Genomic DNA, 18,034 nt, shown 5'->3' with positions numbered 1-18,034 from the left:
GGCATGTTTACCTACACATCAAACCAGTTTCAAGAAATTGTCGATTTCATGCTCAAAGAGGCCAAGAGAAGAGGGGCTTCTGACGCAGTGGCTGAAGTATCAGAGGGGCAGGGCTTATCGGTTACGGTACGCAAGGGCGAAGTGGAGACTATTGAGCAAAGCTTGGATAAGCAAGTGGGCGTCACGGTATTTTTGGGTCATCATCGCGGCAACGCTAGCACCAGTGATTTTTCTGAAGCCTCTTTAAAGGCAACCGTCGATGCGGCTTATCACATTGCCCAACATACTGCTGAAGATCATTGTGCTGGTCCTGCAGAACGAGAGCTTCTGGAGAAAAACCCCTTAGATCTAGATTTGTTTCATCCTTGGAATATCGACGCAGCACACGCAGTAGAGATAGCCCGAATAGCAGAGGGCTCTGCATTCTCAGTAAGCAAGCAAATTCAAAATAGCGATGGCGCCTCAGTATCTGCTCATCACGCACATTTCATGATGGGGACCAGTCATGGCTTTATGGGTGGATATCCATTCTCACGTCACTATATTTCCTGTGCGCCGATTGCAAGTGAGGGTGGTAAACAGAGCAATATGCAGAGGGATGATTGGTATTCGAGTTCTCGTATACCTGAAGAGTTGGCAGATCCTGCCGCGATTGGTAAATATGCCGCACAGCGTGCACTCTCCCGATTAAAGGCGAGATCCCTGACAACTCGTCGTTGCCCCGTGATCTTTGAGGCACCTTTAGCCGCTGGCCTCTTGGGGGGCTTAGTACAGGCAGTATCTGGTGGTGCCTTGTATCGGCGATCCAGTTTCTTGTTGGATAGCTTAGGCAAACAAGTGTTACCTAAACATATCAGCCTCTTTGAAGATCCACATCTCAAGTCAATGACAGGGAGTGCGCCATTTGATGAAGAGGGCGTGAAAACAAGTGCGCGTACTGTAGTGGATAAAGGAATTTTAGAGGGATATTTTTTATCCACTTACGCAGCCCGTAAGATGGGTATGAAGACTACTGGCAATGCTGGTGGCTCACATCACCTCACCCTTAAAAGTAAGAAGACACCCAAAGGCGGTCTCCCTGCACTATTAAAGGAAATGGGTACTGGTCTGCTCGTCACTGAATTAATGGGTCAGGGCGTGAACTATGTCACGGGCGATTACTCACGCGGTGCATTTGGCTATTGGGTCGAGAATGGTGAGATTCAATATCCTGTCGAAGAAGTCACCATTGCGGGTAACTTACGCGATATGTTGCTTGACATTGCACTCATCGGTAGCGATACCCTTATCCGAGGCACTAAAGAGACGGGCTCTATCTTGATTGGCTCCATGACAGTTGGCGGCAAATAGTAAAAGACTGAAGAGATAGACCCAGAGGATGTTTGAAACTTTATTAGCGCCGATTGCCCAATCTTTTCAGGCACATTCCTTAATATTCTTTATTTGCGCAATTGTCAGTGTGATTGTTGTAGGAATTTCAAAGAGTGGATTTGGCGCTGGCCTGGGTGTGTTGTCCTTACCCTTAATGGCAAGCCAGTCAAGCATGAATGAGTCCTTGGCAATCTTATTGCCACTACTTATTGCCATTGATTTAGTTGGCTTACGACGCTTCATTAAGAATGCCGATTGGCGAATTTTAAAGTTGATTCTTCCACCAGCATTTATTGGCCTGCTGATCGGAATGATCTTGTTTACTATCATCACACCCAAGGCTTTAACCCTGTTTGTTGGTATCTTCATTTTGTTATTTCTTATCCAGATGCTGGTCACCTCCCATTTTGATTTGAAAGAGGCCAAACCTTATCCTTGGTTGGGACGCTTGATGGGGGTGCTGTCAGGCTTCACCTCGTTTGTGGCTCACAATGGCGGCCCCCCAGTCACGATTTTTATGCTGAGAGAAAAGTTAGCCCCTATGGCTTACACGTCGACGCTCGGAGTATTTTTTACTTTCCTAAACTTTGGGAAATTAGCGCCCTATGCCTATTTAGACTTACTGAGTTTTCAACAACTGGCTACCTCAGCGATTCTGTTACCTTGCGTACCTGTGGGTGTCTATCTCGGCTTTTATTTAGCCGAGAAAATATCTATCAAATGGTATTACCGTCTGGTGCAGTTCTTCTTATTGATTGCCAGTATCAAGTTGATTGCAGACGGGCTTAATTAGCTCTCAGCACTTCTTGTAAAAAGCGCGATATATCCATCAGCTCTGTCGGATTGACTGAGTGCTCCATTGGATATTCATTCCAATTGACGGAGTACCCCAATTTCTCAAGCAATGCACAAGATGCTTGGGCGCGCTCGAGTGCAACAACGGGATCATATTCACCATGGGCCATAAAGATGGGGGTGTTTTGGTTGGCGCTATGTTTCTCTAGAGACAGAGAAGTTGCTAATGGCAAGTAACCAGAGAGGGCAATAATGCCTGCAAGCTTTTTGGGAAAGCGCAAACCAAGCTGCAAGGCCATCGCACATCCTTGTGAAAAGCCTGCTAGAACGATATTTTCATAAGCAATGCCACGACTTGCTTCGCGTTCGATGAGTTTCGCAATAGCGGATGCCGACGCCTGAATACCGCTTGCATCCTCTCGATCCACTAAGTTGCGCCCCAGAATGTCATACCAGGCAGGCATGATATAGCCTCCATTGACGGTGACAGGCATGCTTGGTGCGCTCGGAAAAATAAAGCGAATGGCAGGGCAGCCCGCTAGATCCAATTCCGGGACGATGGGAACAAAGTCATTGCCATCAGCCCCAAGGCCATGCAACCAAATAACAGCAGCGCTCGGCTGGGGAGATGTCTCTAATTCAATACAAGGCAGTAATTCCATGGTGGACTCGCAAAAATTAATGGTTCATTATGACTCCAGCAGTTTACTTTGGCTGGGATGTTTTGGGGCTCATGGGTAAAATCTGCCAATACTCTTTTCCATCTAGATTAGGAACTGCCATGAACTCTAAAAAGCTAACCAACTATATTCTGGGGGCCATGGTACTAGGAATAGTAGCCGGATATTTAGTTCATGCCCTTGGTGCTGGCGGCACATTTCCCAGTAGCTACGTCTCTTATATCTCGATACTGACCGATGTCTTCTTACGGCTCATCAAGATGATCATTGCTCCCTTGGTTTTTTCAACCTTGGTTGTTGGCATTGCCAAAATGGGAGATGCTTCAGCAATTGGGCGGATTGGATTAAAAACCTTTGCTTGGTTTATCTCTATGTCCTTGGTTTCTTTGTTACTAGGCTTGGTGATGGTGAATGTATTCCAGCCTGGGGTTGGCGTTGAGCTCACCCTTCCGGAAATTGCCGCTAGTTCTGGGTTAAATAAAAACAGCTTAAATCTGCCAGACTTTGTGCGGCATATTTTCCCAATCAGCATCTTTGATGCCATGGCTAAAAACGAGATTCTGCAGATTGTTGTTTTTGCCGTGTTCTTTGGCGTTGGTGCAGCTGGTATGGGTGAGCGAGCCAATGAATTCGTTCGCAATCTGGATATGCTCTCCCACATCATGCTCAAGATTACCAGTGCAGTGATGAAGTTGGCACCAATCGCAGTGTTCTCAGCTGTTTCAACTGTGATTGCAGAGAATGGTTTGGCAATTCTCCTCACCTATGGCAAGTTCATGCTGAGCTTCTATGCTTCTATTGCTGTCCTATGGATAGTCATTATTTTGATTAGCTCGGTTGTTCTCAAATGGCGCGCCTTACATTTGGTATCGATGTTGCGGGAACCAGCATTGCTTGCATTTACTACCGCTAGCTCTGAGGCGGCATATCCGATGACACTGGAGCAATTGGAGCGCTTCGGTTGTAAAAATAAAATTGCTTCTTTTGTTTTGCCCATTGGCTATTCTTTTAATTTAGATGGCTCCATGATGTATTGCACTTTTGCAGCTTTATTTATCGCTCAGGTTTATGGTGTGCAAATGGAGTTGAGTCAACAACTGCTAATGCTCTTAGTTCTCATGGTTACCTCTAAAGGTATCGCTGGCGTTCCCCGCGCCTCCTTGGTAGTGATTGCAGCTACCTTATCCCAATTTAATCTGCCTGAAGCTGGCGTTTTATTGATTTTGGGCGTGGATCATTTCTTGGATATGGCTCGCTCTGCTACCAATGTGTTGGGAAATGGGATGGCAACTGCGGTCATTTCCAAATGGGAGGGTGAGTTGGAAGGCGAAGTGAGGAAGCAGAGCTAGCCTCATTGCATTGCAACAAGGTTGCAGTATTTTGAATGAGTTGTCCTTAATGCAGAGTAAGATTCTTTCATTGGATGCCCAGTTTTTGGAGAGCTTTATGAAGCCGTTTTATATTGATTACCCCCAAGAAAAAATTGAAGAGCATCAGCATGCTTATCGCTGCCAATATTGCAAGATTCCGACAACGACTATTTTTGGTCTCTTGGAGAACCATGCAGAAAATTGTGAATACAGAATGCAACATAGTAAATGGGTTCAGCTGGAAGCAAAGCTAAAACCGCACAAAGCGCATTTCGATGAAACCCATGCAGACGAGGTGGACTAAATGAATACTTACCCAATTGCCCTAGAGTTAACTGTTTGGTTTGATTTGGGCTTAAATCAATATGAAGTAGTCATTGATGAAGTCTCAAAGATATCCATCAAAAGAACTGACGATGTCTTGCATACCCGAGAGCTATCTAATGCTGAGGTTCAATTATTGCTAGAGGGCATCAAGGTGCTTGCGGTCCCAGTTACTGAGCAGTTAGATGCTAACCCGAGTCATAAAGCTTCCTCTAGTTATGAGTTGATTATTGAGTCCGCCCACTTTTCCCTAGAATTTAATTGGGAGAATCTGGATGTCGAGTCCAGCTCTTCAGGAGCCTTCGAAGCCTTAGTGAAGCTTGCTAGCTTAGTCCAGAGTTTAGATTTAGATCACTAATTTGAATCACTAAGCTTCAACTACAACAAAGTCACCTTGTGAGACTTTTTCTCTGAACTGGGAAAAAGAAAAGAGCGCTTTGATCTTCTTAGTATTGATTACCTCAATCTTTCCCTCTGGGGTCAGATTGGCCAAATACTCCCCTTCAGGAAAGAGTGCCTCGGGAATCGTTTCTGTTTCTTGTATCTGAGCGCTCAGAACAAGGCTTTTGGTGATCTTGATACGCATGCCCTATCTTAGGATGTGTAAAGGAGCATTCCCTTGCATTCTGCACAATTTTGAAAATCGTATGCACCATTTTTGTGTATGCCAAATTCGAGGAAGAAGGGCTGTGCTAAAGGCTTTTGGGCCGCTTCATTCTAGAAAATATCTTTTTCTAGCACTGATGTTGTGCAAGTCATTTTTCTGTCATCTCAATGCATCGAGCGATGAAAATCCTCGGAGTGTTGGGATATTGGAGTGAGTCACCATATCCACCTAGATATAAGCCTCTCAAGGCCATAAAGCCTAATAATCCTGGCTACGCAGCCCTAGCAGGGGGTGGTTGATAATCCCAGCTGAACTTGAATAGTGTGTTCAAGGTTAATATTCAATGATCTTTATCTGAAATCACCCACTTTTGCATGCTTTTTCCTAAAAAAACGATAGCCTATTTAGCAGCCCTAGCGGCTACAACTGGGCTAACTGCTTGTTTTATGGTCGGACCTGATTATTCAAGACCTGCGGTCAAGACTGGCGAGCAATACCGTGCGCCAACTCAAACCGAGTTCACAGAGTCTTTAGGTGAGAATTCCAACAAGATTCTGGATCCAGTGCAGTGGTGGGAAAGTTTTAACGATCCAACTCTGAATCAGTTGTTAAAGCAAGCCACGGCACAGAATTTAACGCTGCAACAAACTGCATTACGGATTTATCAATTGCAGGCTCAACTTGGTGTGAGTGATGCGGCGCTTTTACCATCAGCAGCATTGAGTGGTACGTATTCCAATAATCGGAATAGTGCAATCCAAGAAGCGATTAACGATCCTAATAATCTAGTAGCCAAAAATATATTGGTGCAATTTAATTGGGAGTTGGATTTTTGGGGAAAAGCAAGGCGTGGTATTGAAAGCTCTTTGAATGCTTACTTTTCTGGCGTAGCTGCTTATTACTCTGCAGATGTTTCCTTAACGGCTGACGTTGCCAATACCTATATCAATATTCGGAACTACGAGGAATTGATTGCTGTTTCTAAAACCAATTTGGAGTTGCAAAAGGAAAGCCTACGCATTGCCAGTGCGCGCTTTAAATATGGCGCAACTTCTATGCTCGATCTTAGTCAAGCGCAAGCACAATATGAGCAGACTAAAGCTCAGATCCCCGGTTTAATTGCCAATCTTAAAAAGTCTCAACATGCGATGAGCATCTTATTGGGTGAGCCTCCTGATTATTATGAAAAGACCTATGGGGCAACCAAAGGCTCTTTGAGGCCGCCTACTGAGTTAGGCGTTGGTATGCCAATCGATTTATTGCGGCGTCGTCCCGATGTCCTTCAGGCAGAATTTAATGCGGCGGCTCAATCTGCTTTGATTGGTGTGAATAAAGCCCAGCTCTATCCAACATTTACCTTGGGCGGGACATTTGGTTATGCAACTTCCAATTACGGCGGCTTAACTTCACCAAACTTATTTAGCTGGGGTAATAATTCATCTGGTGTGACTGCTGGACTCTATTTGCCTTTGTTCTATCGAGGCGCAATTGTGGATCAAGTGCGCGTGCAGGATGCCGTGTTTCAGCAAAATCTGCTGGCTTACCAAAATCAAGTGCTGGTGGCCCAAAAGGAAGTTGAAGATTCCCTCATTACCATTTCCACTACCAAAAGCTCTAAAGAGGATTTAGGTCGCGGGGTCATCGCCGCCAAGAGTGCTGCAGATTTAGCCTTAGAGCGCTACAAGGCCGGACAGAATGACTACACCACGGTGATTACTGCTCAACAATCATTGTTAAATATTCAGAGCTCCTTAGTGCAAACAAAATCTAACGAGCTCATTGGCTATGTTGGTGCGTTTAAAGCACTCGGTGGTGGCTGGACAGCGGATATGACTGCTCCAAAATTACCAGACACCATGATTGCCAATATGAATGACCGTACTGATTGGGGTAATGTGCTGACAAAAACTGGTGATCCACTAAATGTTCAGGCAGGAAAACTGGTGGTTGATACTCCCGATCCTTCTAAGCCTGTAGTACCCAATAAACCTTCTACACCGACTCAGGGAAGCGCAGCACCATGAAAGAACTTTTATTAAAAGCCAAACTTTTGCTGACCAAGTTACAGGAGCAAGTTGAGCCACTCCGAGTTTCGCTGGTGTCGCGTTGGAATGCGCTCTTAGAGAAACTCAGTCAGATCAATATTCCTGTTGTTAATAAAAAGTTATCCCCAAGAACGATAGGTATCTCTATTTTGGTTTTGTTTGCACTCATTGTGATTATTTGTCTGAAGTCTTGTGGAAAAGAGATCAAGCAAACGCCAGTTCCCGTGACAACAGCATTGCCGCTCTCCCAAGAAGTGCGTAGCTATGCCACCTTCGATGGCATCGTAGACCCTTACCTTACTGTCAACTTAGATGCACGCGTGAAGGGTTACCTTACCAAGATTGGCTTTGCGGACGGTGCCATGGTGAAAAAAGGAGACCTGCTATTTGTAATCGAGCAAGATACCTATATTCAGGAGGTCAAATTAAAACAAGCGATTTATACCGAAGCGAAGAGCGAGTACTCTCGTCAGAGATCTTTGCTGAAAGAAAACGCTACCTCACAAGCGGCGGTGGATAAAGCCTTATCCCAGTACCAACAATCGGAAGCTAACTTAACGCTCGCAAAAATTAATTTAGGCTATACCGAAATCCGCGCGCCATTTGATGGGTTGATGGGTAAACATTTATTGGATGTCGGTACGTATTTAGATACAACTTCTAAAGGAGTGCAACTCTCTACTATTCAGCAGATCTCTCCAATTTATGTCTATTTTTCGATCAATGAACGTGATTTCTTAAAGTTTGAGAAGGGTGTGGATCAGAACGCAGAGCGTAAATCAGAGGTCAACACCTTACCTGTATTTGTTGGGCTTCAAGGTGATACTGGATATCCGCATGAAGGGGTCTTAGACTATGCCGCCAACTTGATTTCTACTGAAACAGGTTCTTTACAATTGCGTGGCATTTTTAAGAATGAGCAATATCAACTTATTCCTGGTCTATATGCGCGCGTTATGGCCCAGTATGGCCCACCTAGACAAGCATTATTGTTACCAAGAACTGCAGTCATGACAGATCAAGTAGGTGATTATGTCTACGTCTTGGATGCAGCAAAAAGAGCGCAGCGTCAAGATATTGTCCTTGGGCAGAACTTTGCGAAATATGTTGAGGTAAGCAAAGGCTTAACAGCTAGCAGTCAAGTAGTCATTAATGGCTTTATCAATCTGAGCATCAATCAATTGGCAAACCCAAGCCAAGTGACGCTTGAGCCAATTACGCTCCGTTGATTCAGTAAATATGCTATCTAAATTTTTCATTGAGCGGCCAGTACTGGCCAACGTCATTGCTCTATTGATGATGTTGATAGGTGCTGTATCGATATTCGGCTTGCCGATATCACAGTATCCGGACATTGTTCCCCCTACCATTCAGGTGACTACACGCTATCCAGGTGCCAGTGCAACCTTAGTGCAGCAATTAGTAGCAAGTAATATTGAGACCCAAGTCAATGGTGTTGATGGAATGCTCTATATGGAGTCTTCATCCACTAACGATGGTAATTACACTTTAACGGTGACCTTTAAAGTCGGTACTGATCCTGATTTGGCACAGGTGAACGTACAAAACCGCGTCGCAATTGCAGTACCTTCTTTACCTCAGGCAGTCCAGAAGCAGGGCGTCACTACACGAACGCAGTCAACTGCGATTTTGCAGTTTGTCACCCTTACTTCATCCAATCCAGATCACGACGGTTTATTTTTAAGTAACCTTGCAAACCTCAAATTGCAACAGCGTTTGGCACGCATACCAGGCGTTGCTGCCGCGAACGTATTTGGTGTGGGCAATTACAGTATGCGCGTTTGGCTAGACCCCGCTCAGTTGAAGATGCGCAATCTGACGCCAAACGATGTGATTAGCGCGATCAATCGACAGAATATCTTGCTGACATCAGGGCAAATTGGTGCACCTCCAACACCCTTGGGCCAGGATTTTCAGCTCACTCTGAATGTGACAAGTGCTATGACCACTCCTGAGCAGTTTGGCAGGATTGTGGTGAAGACAGGTAGCAAGGCTGAAATTACTTATTTACGAGATATTGCTCGGATTGAAATGGGTAGCCAAAACTACAGCCAGTTCTTCAAGATTGATGAAAGAGCTGCTGGCGGTATTGCGATCTATCAAATGCCTGGTGCGAATGCGATTGCAACAGCAAATGCTGTCCGCACTGAAATGCAACAAATTCAAAAGACTTTGCCTAAAGAAGTCTCATGGGCAATTCCATTTGATACCACGATGTTCGTGCAAGCCTCAATCCATGAAGTCTATAAAACACTTTATGAGGCTGGCATCTTAGTATTGCTGGTAATCATGATTTTCTTGCAGAACTGGCGGGCTACCTTGGTACCAGCAACGACAGTGCCGGTTACCATCATTGGCGCATTCGCTTGTATGGCCGCCCTTGGCTTCTCCATCAACCTCTTAACATTGTTTGCCATTGTTTTATGTATCGGCATTGTGGTCGATGATGCGATTGTGGTGGTGGAGGCTGTCTCCAAAAAAGTAGAAGAGGGTGAGTCGCCAAGGCAAGGCGCCATTGATGCGATGACCCAATTAATGGGGCCGATCATTGGCATTACTCTGGTCTTAATGGCAGTATTTATTCCTGCCTCATTCATCTCTGGGATTACTGGGCAGATGTACCGCCAATTTGCTTTAGTGATTGCTGCTACAGCATTAATCAGCGGTATCAACGCGATCACCTTAAAGCCAACTCAGTCTGCTCAATATTTAAAACCGATTGATCCGAATTTAGTTAAAAATAAGTTTTATCAAAAGTTTGATTTGTATTTCAATCGGCTGTCCACTTGGTATGAACATCAGATTCAACATCTTATGAATCATCGCGCCAAGGGCGCTATGGTCGGCATCATCATTATTATTGCCTCGCTGGTAGGTTTGATGTTTGTTCCTTCAGGATTTATTCCGAATGAAGACCAGGGATATTTAGTGGTATCCACTACGCTGCCAGATGCAGCCTCTTTGCAGCGGACAGAAGCTGGCATGAAGAAGGCAGTGGATGTACTGAAAAAAGTTCCTGGAGTTGATACTGCGGTTGTCATTGGTGGCATTAATTTATTGAATAACAGTACTTCACAGTCAAACTCCGGTGCGATTTATGTGATTATGAAAAAGTGGGATGAGCGCGGTAAGGGTGAGGACCTGCGTAGTATCTACATGAATATGAACGAAGGCCTCAAGCAAGTTCAAGAGCTGAAGTCCTTTGTGCTCTTACCACCAGCCATTCCTGGTTTAGGTCTTTCTGGCGGCTTTGAAATGCGCTTGATGTTGACTGATGGTAGTAATAACTTTGCCAAGTTAGATGCCGCTACTAAGAATTTTATTGATCAGGCGCAAAAACTTCCAGAAATCATGGCTGCCTTCACACCTTTCCAAAACAATGTTCCACAACTAGAGTTGAGTTTCAATGTAGCAAGAGCTGAAACGGTTGGGGTAGCAATTGGGGATGCTTATGATGTGCTGCAATCATATGTAGGCTCTACATATGTCAATCAATTTTTCAAGTATGGACAAACCTATCAGGTGTATGTTCAGGCAGATGGAAAATACCGCAGTACCGTTGATCAACTCAATCGCTTGTATGTCAAAAATAAGAGCGGAAGCATGGTACCTCTTGGATCATTTATTGATGTGAAAGAGGTTACTGGACCTGCATTTGCATCTCAGTTCCAGCTCTATCCATCAGCTGCTGTGCTTGGCGCTGCGAAGGATGGATACAGTTCTGGAGAGGCCATCAAGGCTTTAGAGGCACTGGCTAACCGAACTTTGCCAGATGGCGTAACCTATCAGTGGGCAGGCATGTCTTATCAGGAAAAACTGGTTGGTAATACCGTGATTCTGATTTTTGCACTCTCGATCTTGTTGGTCTATCTGGTGCTTGCAGCGCAATATGAAACTTGGATTGCACCTTTAGCAGTATTAACTGCAGTGCCACTCTCATTATCGGGTACCGTCATCGCTTTATTGCTGACTGGGCTACCAAATAATATTTATGTGCAGATTGGCCTAGTCCTGATGATTGCACTTTCTTGTAAGAACTCCATTTTGATTGTTGAAGTTGCTATTGAGTGCAGGCAAAAGGGGATGAGTTTTGTTGATGCGGCCCTAGAAGCTTCCAAAGAGCGTTTTAGACCAATTGTGATGACCTCGATTGCCTTTATCTTGGGTGTAATGCCTTTGCTGATGTCAACTGGTGCTGGGGCAGCAGCGCGGATCTCGCTCGGTATCACCGTATTTAGTGGCATGATTGCCTCAACCTGTTTGGCGGTAGCTCTAGTCCCTATTTTCTATGTAGAAATCGAAACCTTCTTTGAGAATCGTGAAAAGAAAAAGCAAGAGAAAATTGAAGCCCGTAAATTAGCCTCAAAATAAGTAAGCATCAAAATTAGTAAGGATAGATATGAACAAAGATAGAAAGCTAGAGCGGGGTTTAGGCCAGCGCCAGATTGAGATGATTGCTATTGGTGGCTGTATTGGCACTGGTCTATTCATGGGTTCTGGAAAAACTATTTCACTTGCGGGCCCTGGCATTATTTTGATCTATGCAATTACCGGCTTAGTGCTCTATTTTGTGATGAGAGCCATGGGTGAGTTATTACTGCACAACCTCGAGTACAAATCCTTTGTAGATTTTTCTGAAGATATATTGGGGCCTGCTGCAGGATTTTTTGTTGGTTGGTCGTATTGGTTTGCCTGGATTGTGGCGGCCATCGCAGAAATTATTGCCATTACAGGCTATATCGCATTTTGGTGGCCAAATCTACCTCCTTGGATTTCTGCGCTAGTACTCATTGCCTTATTGCTGGCCCTGAACATTCTGTCTGTGAAAGCATTTGGTGAGCTGGAGTTTTGGATGGCCATTATTAAAGTCGTTGCCATTGTTGGATTGATTGCCCTGGGACTCTACTTAGCTGTTACTGGTTTTGTTTCTCCGAGTGGCATTCAGGCTCGTATTAGCAACCTCTGGTCATATGGAGGATTTTTCCCCAATGGAATTTCAGGATTGCTTTTGGGTCTACAGACAACTATCTTTGCTTTTGCTGGTATGGAAGTCGTTGGCACAATGATGGCGGAAGCTAAGGATCCCGAGAAAATGATTCCTGATGCCATTCGCAAGATTCCTTGGCGCATCATGATTTTCTATATTGGCACAGTCACCGTCTTAATGATGGTAACGCCATGGAATGATATTCCTGCAGATCAAAGTCCTTTTGTTGGAATGTTCTCTCTAGTAGGCATGATTGCAGCTGCCTCAATCGTTAATGCTGTAGTGATTAGTTCTGCAACTTCTTCGAGTAATAGCGGTATCTATGCGACTTCAAGAATGCTGTACGGTTTATCTAAAAATCACCATGCTCCCGCTATTTTTGGAAAGTTATCAACCTATCAAATTCCGACGGGTGGAATATTCTTGGGTACGGGGCTCATTCTATCGGCATCTATAGTGCTCACCACGACTCAATCGATGATGAGTGCTTTTGAGTTAGTAGGGACGATATCCGCTTTAATCTTTATTTACATCTGGTCTATGATTTTGTTGGCCTATTTAGTCTATTGCAAACGACTACCTCAAGCCCATGATGAATCTGCGTTTAAGATGCCGCTGGGCAAAGTGATGCCGTATGTAGCTTTTGCTTTCTTTGGGATTGTGATTTATGCGTTGACTCTCAATGACGATACTCGGATCGCCCTTTTTGTTCTACCAGTTTGGTTTATTGGTCTTTGGGCGATGTATCGAATTAAAACTAGAAGAAGTACAAAGCAAAAGCAACTGATTGCTGACTTTGAGGAAAAGGTTGCGGCTCAGAATGCTGCGGCTAAAAAATACCTAGAGAAGTCTTAAGATTTTTCTCTATCGCTAATTGCCTTTGCAAGGGCCAAGATTCTTTTGGCATCTTGAATGTGGAGTTCCTCAATCAACTTGCCATTTAGGACGGCAATCCCTGCGCCTGATTGAATCGCTGCATCATATGCGGCGATTCTGTTTTGGGCTTCAAGGATCTCCTCAGGGGAAGGCCCAAAAATTTCATTAGCAAGTACGATCTGATTTGGATGAATCAAGGTCTTGCCATCAAAACCCATATCTCTCCCCTGAATACAAGACAGTTTTAGTCCTGTTTCATCATCTAATGAGAGATGAACACCATCCAAAACATATAGACCATAGGCTCTGGCTGCCAATACAGAGAGGGAGAGTGCGGTCTGAGTCTCAATTCGATCGGGGGTATGGCGAGCATGCAAATCTTTCACAAGATCAGAGGTGCCCAAGACTAAGGTCTCAAGCAATGGATGCGCGTCGGCAATTTCCTGTAACTTGAAGATTGCTAACGGCGTCTCAATCATGGCCCAAATCCGCATAGTGCTTGGTGCGTTCATTTTCTGAAGTAGGGCGGCGACCTCTAGAACTTGTGTTGCCGACTCTACTTTAGGCAGGAGAATGGCATCTGCTTTGCTGTTTGCAAAAAATGCTAAGTCAGCTTTTCCCCAAGCTGTATTTAGACCATTAATTCTGACTACCGCCTCACGATATCCAAACCCTGACTCTAGGGCGCTCAGAATATTTTCTCTGGCAGCGACTTTTGCGTCCGGCGCTACTGCATCCTCTAAATCGAGTATCAGAGAATCAGCAGGCAGGCTCTTAGCCTTTTCTAAGGCTCTCGTATTGGCTCCTGGCATGTAGAGCACAGAGCGCCTTGGGCGGATCGACTGATTCATATTTCCCTTATATCAATCTCATCACAGCATTTAATAAATCCATGACAATTTCAATAGATTTTCAAATGGCTCCGAGTTAAGTGCCATCGGACCTAGGAAGGGGTGAAGGAATAGGATCAAGAAGTACAAGACGCCGACAATGGTTAAGCCTAGAAACAGTATCAAAAGCAAATGGGTTCTCACTGATTTCATCTTAAATAGGCATGAAAAAAATAAAAAGATTAAAGAGCTGCTGAGTAGCCCTAGCCATGCTGGAGGCGCCAAACCGAACCGTGCATTGTAGATACGACTTCGTCTGAGCTCAGTGGCTTCAACTGCTAAGTGAATCATTTGTTGGTGGACGTTAGATTGCCCTACAGTTTGAGGTTGCAGGTGAATAACGTTATCTACAATCTGTATTAATTCTTGGTAGGCTTTGGTGCTAAATTGATCGTTACTTAGAAGAGGCCACTCTTCTTGAATAATGGTTTTCGTATAGGTTCTTAGTTGCTCTCGCCCCTTTTTTTCAACCTCGGGTGGAAATGCTGAATAAAGTCGATACATATTATTGAGAGTACTTGCTTCTTTGGTAATTGCATCACTCACCCCGTTATAGTTTTGCCATACCAATACAGTCACAAATGCAAATACAAGGCTAAATACCACTCCCATAGCGTTGTAGATATAACCAGCATATTCTGAGTCTTCTCCAAAAAGTGCATTTGGAAATTGCTTCTGAAAAATCCAGAAGACTAAGTAGCATAGAGATAAAACAATAACAATGAGCTCTAGTCTTAGGTCGACGCCAGACAATTGCAGTGCTTGTCTTAAGATAGGGAGATCCATAGTGGTGTGTATTTAGGGGGTTATTGAGATACCCATAGCCTAAACCATTTTTCCCGAGAATGGCAAAGCGCTCAATCCTGATTGGTTTATCTAGCGGCGTATAAAATGGCTTAATCCCGATCAATACAGGGTCTTTAAATCTAGTCTGATAGAGCGTATACGAGATGAGTAATCTAGCCTTCAAGTTTGAAAAAGCCTATATCAACGGCCAATGGATGGATGCAGATAGTCAAGCCACCATTCCTGTGCACAATCCAGCTACTGGAGAGTTGATTGGCTCGGTACCCAATATGGGGGCTGCCGAGACTCGTAGGGCGATTGATTTTGCAAATGCAGCTTTACCTGCATGGCGTTCTAAAACCGCTAAAGAGCGCGCCAGAATTCTGCGTAACTGGTTTGATCTCATTATGAAGAACCAGGAAGCATTGGCTCAGTTAATGACGGCCGAACAGGGTAAGCCTTTGATCGAGAGTCGTGGTGAGATTGCTTATGGTGCTGCTTTTATTGAGTGGTTTGGCGAAGAGGCCAAGCGTATTTATGGTGAAACAATTCCTGCGCACGCCAAAGACAAAAGATTAATTGTGATTAAGCAGGCCATTGGGGTTTGTGCAGCCATTACGCCTTGGAATTTTCCATCCGCTATGATTACCCGCAAAGTGGGGCCCGCACTAGCAGCAGGTTGCACCATCGTGCTCAAGCCCGCAAGCCAAACGCCATTTAGTGCATTAGCCCTGTGTCAGCTAGCGCAAGAGGCTGGAGTTCCTCCAGGAGTATTTTCTTGTGTCACTGGCTCAGCCTCTGAGATTGGTGGCGAGCTCTCTTCAAATCCTATCGTGCGCAAGCTCAGTTTTACTGGGTCTACTGAAATTGGTAGATTGTTGTTGGCGCAATGTGCAAGCACAGTTAAGAAGACTTCCATGGAATTGGGCGGCAATGCCCCTTTCATTGTTTTTGATGACGCTGATATTGAGGCAGCTGTGAAGGGTGCGATCACCTCCAAATATCGTAATGCAGGTCAAACTTGTATTTGCGCCAATCGCATCATGGTGCAAGACTCTGTATACGATTTATTTGTTGAGCAGTTTTCTAAAGCAGTGAGTGCATTCAAAGTTGGCAATGGTGCAGATGTCGATACTGTCATTGGTCCATTGATTGACGAGAAAGCGCTTGCCAAAGTTGAAGCGCAGGTCAAGGATGCAGTTGCTAAGGGTGGCAAAGTAGTTGTCGGCGGTAAAAGACATCCTTTAGGAGGTTGTTTCTATGAACCTACCGTTGTATCAGGTGCCAGCAAGGATATGCTGGCCTTCAGGGAAGAGACTTTTGGGCCATTTGCACCGATCTTCAAGTTCTCAACAGAAGCTGAAGCAATTGCCATGGCAAATGACACTGAATTTGGCTTAGCGGCTTATTTCTATGCCCAAAACATTGGCCGCATCTGGCGTGTTGCAGAGGCTCTGGAATATGGCATGGTTGGTATTAATGAAGGCTTAATCACCACCGAAGTTGCTCCATTCGGTGGCGTTAAGGAAAGCGGCTTAGGTCGTGAAGGATCCCAGCACGGTATTGAGGATTACTTAGAGATGAAGTACCTTTGCATGGGTGGTATTCAGTCTTAAGCAGCCAAAGCCTTTTCTGGCTCCACTACTGAGGAGCGAATGAGGTAGTCAAACGCTCCCAGTGAAGCTTTAGCGCCTTCACCCATTGCAATGATGATCTGCTTGTAGGGTACCGTTGTGCAGTCGCCTGCAGCAAAGACGCCAGGCATCGATGTTTCACCTTTAGCATCCACAATCACTTCGCCATGCTTGGATAACTCCACAGTGCCTTTGAGCCAGTCGGTATTTGGCAGTAAACCAATTTGCACAAAAATACCTTCAAGCTCGAGATTATGCTCAGTGTTCGTGACGCGATCGAGGTAACGCAGACCATTGACCTTAGTGCCATCACCCAATGCCTCTTTAGTGAGGGCGCTCTTAATAATGGTGACATTAGATAAGCTAGCAAGCTTGGTCTGAAGTACAGCATCGGCACGTAACTTACTGTCAAATTCGATTAAGGTTACATGGCTAACAATGCCTGCCAAATCAATAGCAGCCTCAACACCAGAGTTACCGCCACCAATCACAGCAACACGCTTACCCTTAAACAAAGGACCATCGCAGTGAGGGCAGTAGGCTACACCTTTGTTGCGATACTCTTGTTCGCCCGGAACATTCATCTCTCTCCAACGCGCACCAGTGCTCACAATGACCGCTTTACTCTTGAGAATTGCACCATTGGCTAATTCGACTTCAAGGCCGTCATCGGTTTTACGTAGTGCACTAGCACGTTGCAAATTCATAATATCGACTTCATAGCTTTTGACATGTTGCTCGAGGGCTTGGACCAATTTAGGCCCTTGAGTTTCTTGAACGGAAATAAAGTTCTCGATGCCCAAGGTGTCCATTACCTGACCACCAAAGCGCTCCGCTACAACTCCAGTGCGAATACCCTTGCGTGCAGCATAGATTGCTGCTGCTGAGCCAGCAGGGCCACCGCCAATAATTAACATATCAAAACTCTCTTTGGCATTGAGTTTGGCAGCATCTTTTTGTGGACTATTGGTATCGAGTTTGGCAACAATTTCCTCAACAGTCATTCGACCTTGACCAAATACTTCACCATTGACGATGACTGTTGGTACAGCCATGATTTTGTACTGATCTACCAAGCCCTGATAAAGGGCGCCATCAATCATTTCATGTTCGATGTTGGGATTGAGTGCTGCCATTAGGTTTAATGCCTGCACTACATCTGGGCAGTTATGGCATGACAAGGAAATAAAGGTCTGAAAACGCAATTTGCCATCTAAACCACGGATCGTATCGATGATGTCTTGCTCGACTTTAGGGGGATAGCCACTCGCTTGCAAAATTGCCAAGATAAAAGAAGTCATCTCATGGCCCATCGGTAAGCCAGAGAATGCAATCCGCGCAACTTCACCCTTTTTGCCAACGGTAAAGCTTGGCACGTTCGGAGACTGACCATCTATAGAAACAGTAATTTTGTCTGATTGCTCTGCTACCTCATTTAAGAGTTCGAGCATCTCTGCTGACTTAGCACTGCCATCTAAGGTGGCTGTCAATGCGATTGGGCTCACAATTTTTTCAAAGTAAGCCTTGAGTTGGGTTTTGATGTTGCTATCTAACATGATGATTCCTTAAAAATATGTAGTGAGTCTATTGGGCAGGATCTGGTCCTCTCCAATAGACTCTCCGAGGAGAGTCTGATTGAATGACTAAG

At 44.8% G+C, this 18,034-nt stretch carries 15 protein-coding genes; 10 read left to right on the top strand and 5 right to left on the bottom strand.

Going from position 1 to position 18,034, the window contains the following annotated elements; genetic code table 11:
- Positions 1-3: 3 nt before the first annotated feature.
- Together pmbA and IEN92_RS01125 are read left to right on the top strand one after the other, a co-directional pair.
- Positions 4-1,350 (top strand): metalloprotease PmbA, encoded by a 1,347-nt coding sequence (gene pmbA, locus IEN92_RS01130; protein ID WP_216159774.1) that lies wholly within the window; start codon positions 4-6, stop codon positions 1,348-1,350.
- 28 nt (positions 1,351-1,378) lie between these two features.
- On the top strand, positions 1,379-2,164 hold the full coding sequence (locus IEN92_RS01125; RefSeq protein ID WP_216159771.1) for a sulfite exporter TauE/SafE family protein: 786 nt from the start codon (positions 1,379-1,381) through the stop codon (positions 2,162-2,164).
- Here IEN92_RS01125 and IEN92_RS01120 read toward each other — a convergent pair.
- Positions 2,157-2,828: an alpha/beta hydrolase gene (locus tag IEN92_RS01120; protein WP_216159768.1), complete on the bottom strand. Its 672-nt coding sequence runs from the start codon at positions 2,826-2,828 to the stop codon at positions 2,157-2,159. The genes IEN92_RS01125 and IEN92_RS01120 overlap by 8 nt on opposite strands.
- 119 nt (positions 2,829-2,947) lie before the next feature.
- Here IEN92_RS01120 and IEN92_RS01115 point away from each other — a divergent pair, with 119 nt between their 5' ends.
- The 3 genes from IEN92_RS01115 (at position 2,948) to IEN92_RS01105 (ending at position 4,898) form a co-directional block, all read left to right on the top strand.
- A complete protein-coding gene (locus IEN92_RS01115; protein WP_216159765.1) occupies positions 2,948-4,195 on the top strand; it encodes a dicarboxylate/amino acid:cation symporter in 1,248 nt (415 codons plus the stop codon).
- A gap of 97 nt (positions 4,196-4,292) precedes the next feature.
- Positions 4,293-4,520: a hypothetical protein gene (locus IEN92_RS01110; protein ID WP_216159763.1), complete on the top strand. Its 228-nt coding sequence runs from the start codon at positions 4,293-4,295 to the stop codon at positions 4,518-4,520.
- Positions 4,521-4,898, top strand: a complete 378-nt coding sequence (locus IEN92_RS01105) for a hypothetical protein (RefSeq protein WP_215373649.1) — start codon at positions 4,521-4,523, stop codon at positions 4,896-4,898.
- 9 nt (positions 4,899-4,907) lie between these two features.
- Here the strand turns inward: IEN92_RS01105 and IEN92_RS01100 are convergent, their stop codons facing one another.
- Positions 4,908-5,126 (bottom strand): hypothetical protein, encoded by a 219-nt coding sequence (locus IEN92_RS01100; protein ID WP_216159760.1) that lies wholly within the window; start codon positions 5,124-5,126, stop codon positions 4,908-4,910.
- A 395-nt stretch (positions 5,127-5,521) separates the two neighbouring features.
- Here IEN92_RS01100 and IEN92_RS01095 point away from each other — a divergent pair, with 395 nt between their 5' ends.
- From IEN92_RS01095 to IEN92_RS01080, 4 genes are read left to right on the top strand one after another with little or no spacing between them, the layout of a single operon-like run.
- A complete protein-coding gene (locus IEN92_RS01095; RefSeq protein WP_215373645.1) occupies positions 5,522-7,171 on the top strand; it encodes an efflux transporter outer membrane subunit in 1,650 nt (549 codons plus the stop codon).
- Positions 7,168-8,421: an efflux RND transporter periplasmic adaptor subunit gene (locus IEN92_RS01090; RefSeq protein WP_216159758.1), complete on the top strand. Its 1,254-nt coding sequence runs from the start codon at positions 7,168-7,170 to the stop codon at positions 8,419-8,421. The genes IEN92_RS01095 and IEN92_RS01090 overlap by 4 nt, the downstream gene beginning before the upstream one ends.
- 10 nt (positions 8,422-8,431) lie before the next feature.
- Positions 8,432-11,584, top strand: coding sequence for an efflux RND transporter permease subunit (locus IEN92_RS01085; RefSeq protein WP_216159755.1), 3,153 nt, complete (start codon positions 8,432-8,434; stop codon positions 11,582-11,584).
- Positions 11,585-11,612: 28 nt separating this feature from the next.
- The gene (locus IEN92_RS01080) at positions 11,613-13,055 is read left to right on the top strand and encodes an amino acid permease (RefSeq protein WP_216159753.1); all 1,443 of its coding nucleotides are present in this window, start codon (positions 11,613-11,615) and stop codon (positions 13,053-13,055) included.
- Here IEN92_RS01080 and IEN92_RS01075 read toward each other — a convergent pair.
- Together IEN92_RS01075 and IEN92_RS01070 are read right to left on the bottom strand one after the other, a co-directional pair.
- Complete coding sequence (locus IEN92_RS01075) at positions 13,052-13,927, bottom strand: CoA ester lyase (RefSeq protein ID WP_216159750.1); 876 nt, start codon at positions 13,925-13,927, stop codon at positions 13,052-13,054. The two genes, IEN92_RS01080 and IEN92_RS01075, sit on opposite strands and share 4 nt — an antisense overlap.
- A 30-nt stretch (positions 13,928-13,957) precedes the next feature.
- Positions 13,958-14,752 (bottom strand): DUF4239 domain-containing protein, encoded by a 795-nt coding sequence (locus tag IEN92_RS01070; protein ID WP_216159747.1) that lies wholly within the window; start codon positions 14,750-14,752, stop codon positions 13,958-13,960.
- A 164-nt stretch (positions 14,753-14,916) separates the two neighbouring features.
- Between IEN92_RS01070 and IEN92_RS01065 the strand changes: the two genes are divergently transcribed.
- A complete protein-coding gene (locus IEN92_RS01065) occupies positions 14,917-16,368 on the top strand; it encodes an NAD-dependent succinate-semialdehyde dehydrogenase (protein WP_216159744.1) in 1,452 nt (483 codons plus the stop codon).
- Here the strand turns inward: IEN92_RS01065 and ahpF are convergent.
- Positions 16,365-17,942, bottom strand: a complete 1,578-nt coding sequence (gene ahpF, locus IEN92_RS01060; RefSeq protein ID WP_216159742.1) for an alkyl hydroperoxide reductase subunit F — start codon at positions 17,940-17,942, stop codon at positions 16,365-16,367. The two genes, IEN92_RS01065 and ahpF, sit on opposite strands and share 4 nt — an antisense overlap.
- Between the last annotated feature and the right edge of the window lie 92 nt (positions 17,943-18,034).

The sequence above is a fragment of the Polynucleobacter sp. MWH-Creno-3A4 genome (genome assembly GCF_018881885.1).
Classification (GTDB): Bacteria; Pseudomonadota; Gammaproteobacteria; order Burkholderiales; family Burkholderiaceae; genus Polynucleobacter.
Note: the sequence above shows the minus strand (reverse complement) of the source record. Positions and strands in the feature narration are given on the sequence as shown.

Bases quoted from the DNA above. Each gene is read 5' to 3' on its own strand.
- pmbA (WP_216159774.1), top strand. From the start codon at position 4: ATGTTTACCTACACATCAAACCAGTTTCAAGAAATTGTCGATTTCATG.
- IEN92_RS01125 (WP_216159771.1), top strand. From the start codon at position 1,379: ATGTTTGAAACTTTATTAGCGCCGATTGCCCAATCTTTTCAGGCACAT.
- IEN92_RS01120 (WP_216159768.1), bottom strand. From the start codon at position 2,828: ATGGAATTACTGCCTTGTATTGAATTAGAGACATCTCCCCAGCCGAGC.
- IEN92_RS01115 (WP_216159765.1), top strand. From the start codon at position 2,948: ATGAACTCTAAAAAGCTAACCAACTATATTCTGGGGGCCATGGTACTA.
- IEN92_RS01110 (WP_216159763.1), top strand. From the start codon at position 4,293: ATGAAGCCGTTTTATATTGATTACCCCCAAGAAAAAATTGAAGAGCAT.
- IEN92_RS01105 (WP_215373649.1), top strand. From the start codon at position 4,521: ATGAATACTTACCCAATTGCCCTAGAGTTAACTGTTTGGTTTGATTTG.
- IEN92_RS01100 (WP_216159760.1), bottom strand. From the start codon at position 5,126: ATGCGTATCAAGATCACCAAAAGCCTTGTTCTGAGCGCTCAGATACAA.
- IEN92_RS01095 (WP_215373645.1), top strand. From the start codon at position 5,522: ATGCTTTTTCCTAAAAAAACGATAGCCTATTTAGCAGCCCTAGCGGCT.
- IEN92_RS01090 (WP_216159758.1), top strand. From the start codon at position 7,168: ATGAAAGAACTTTTATTAAAAGCCAAACTTTTGCTGACCAAGTTACAG.
- IEN92_RS01085 (WP_216159755.1), top strand. From the start codon at position 8,432: ATGCTATCTAAATTTTTCATTGAGCGGCCAGTACTGGCCAACGTCATT.
- IEN92_RS01080 (WP_216159753.1), top strand. From the start codon at position 11,613: ATGAACAAAGATAGAAAGCTAGAGCGGGGTTTAGGCCAGCGCCAGATT.
- IEN92_RS01075 (WP_216159750.1), bottom strand. From the start codon at position 13,927: ATGAATCAGTCGATCCGCCCAAGGCGCTCTGTGCTCTACATGCCAGGA.
- IEN92_RS01070 (WP_216159747.1), bottom strand. From the start codon at position 14,752: ATGGATCTCCCTATCTTAAGACAAGCACTGCAATTGTCTGGCGTCGAC.
- IEN92_RS01065 (WP_216159744.1), top strand. From the start codon at position 14,917: ATGAGTAATCTAGCCTTCAAGTTTGAAAAAGCCTATATCAACGGCCAA.
- ahpF (WP_216159742.1), bottom strand. From the start codon at position 17,942: ATGTTAGATAGCAACATCAAAACCCAACTCAAGGCTTACTTTGAAAAA.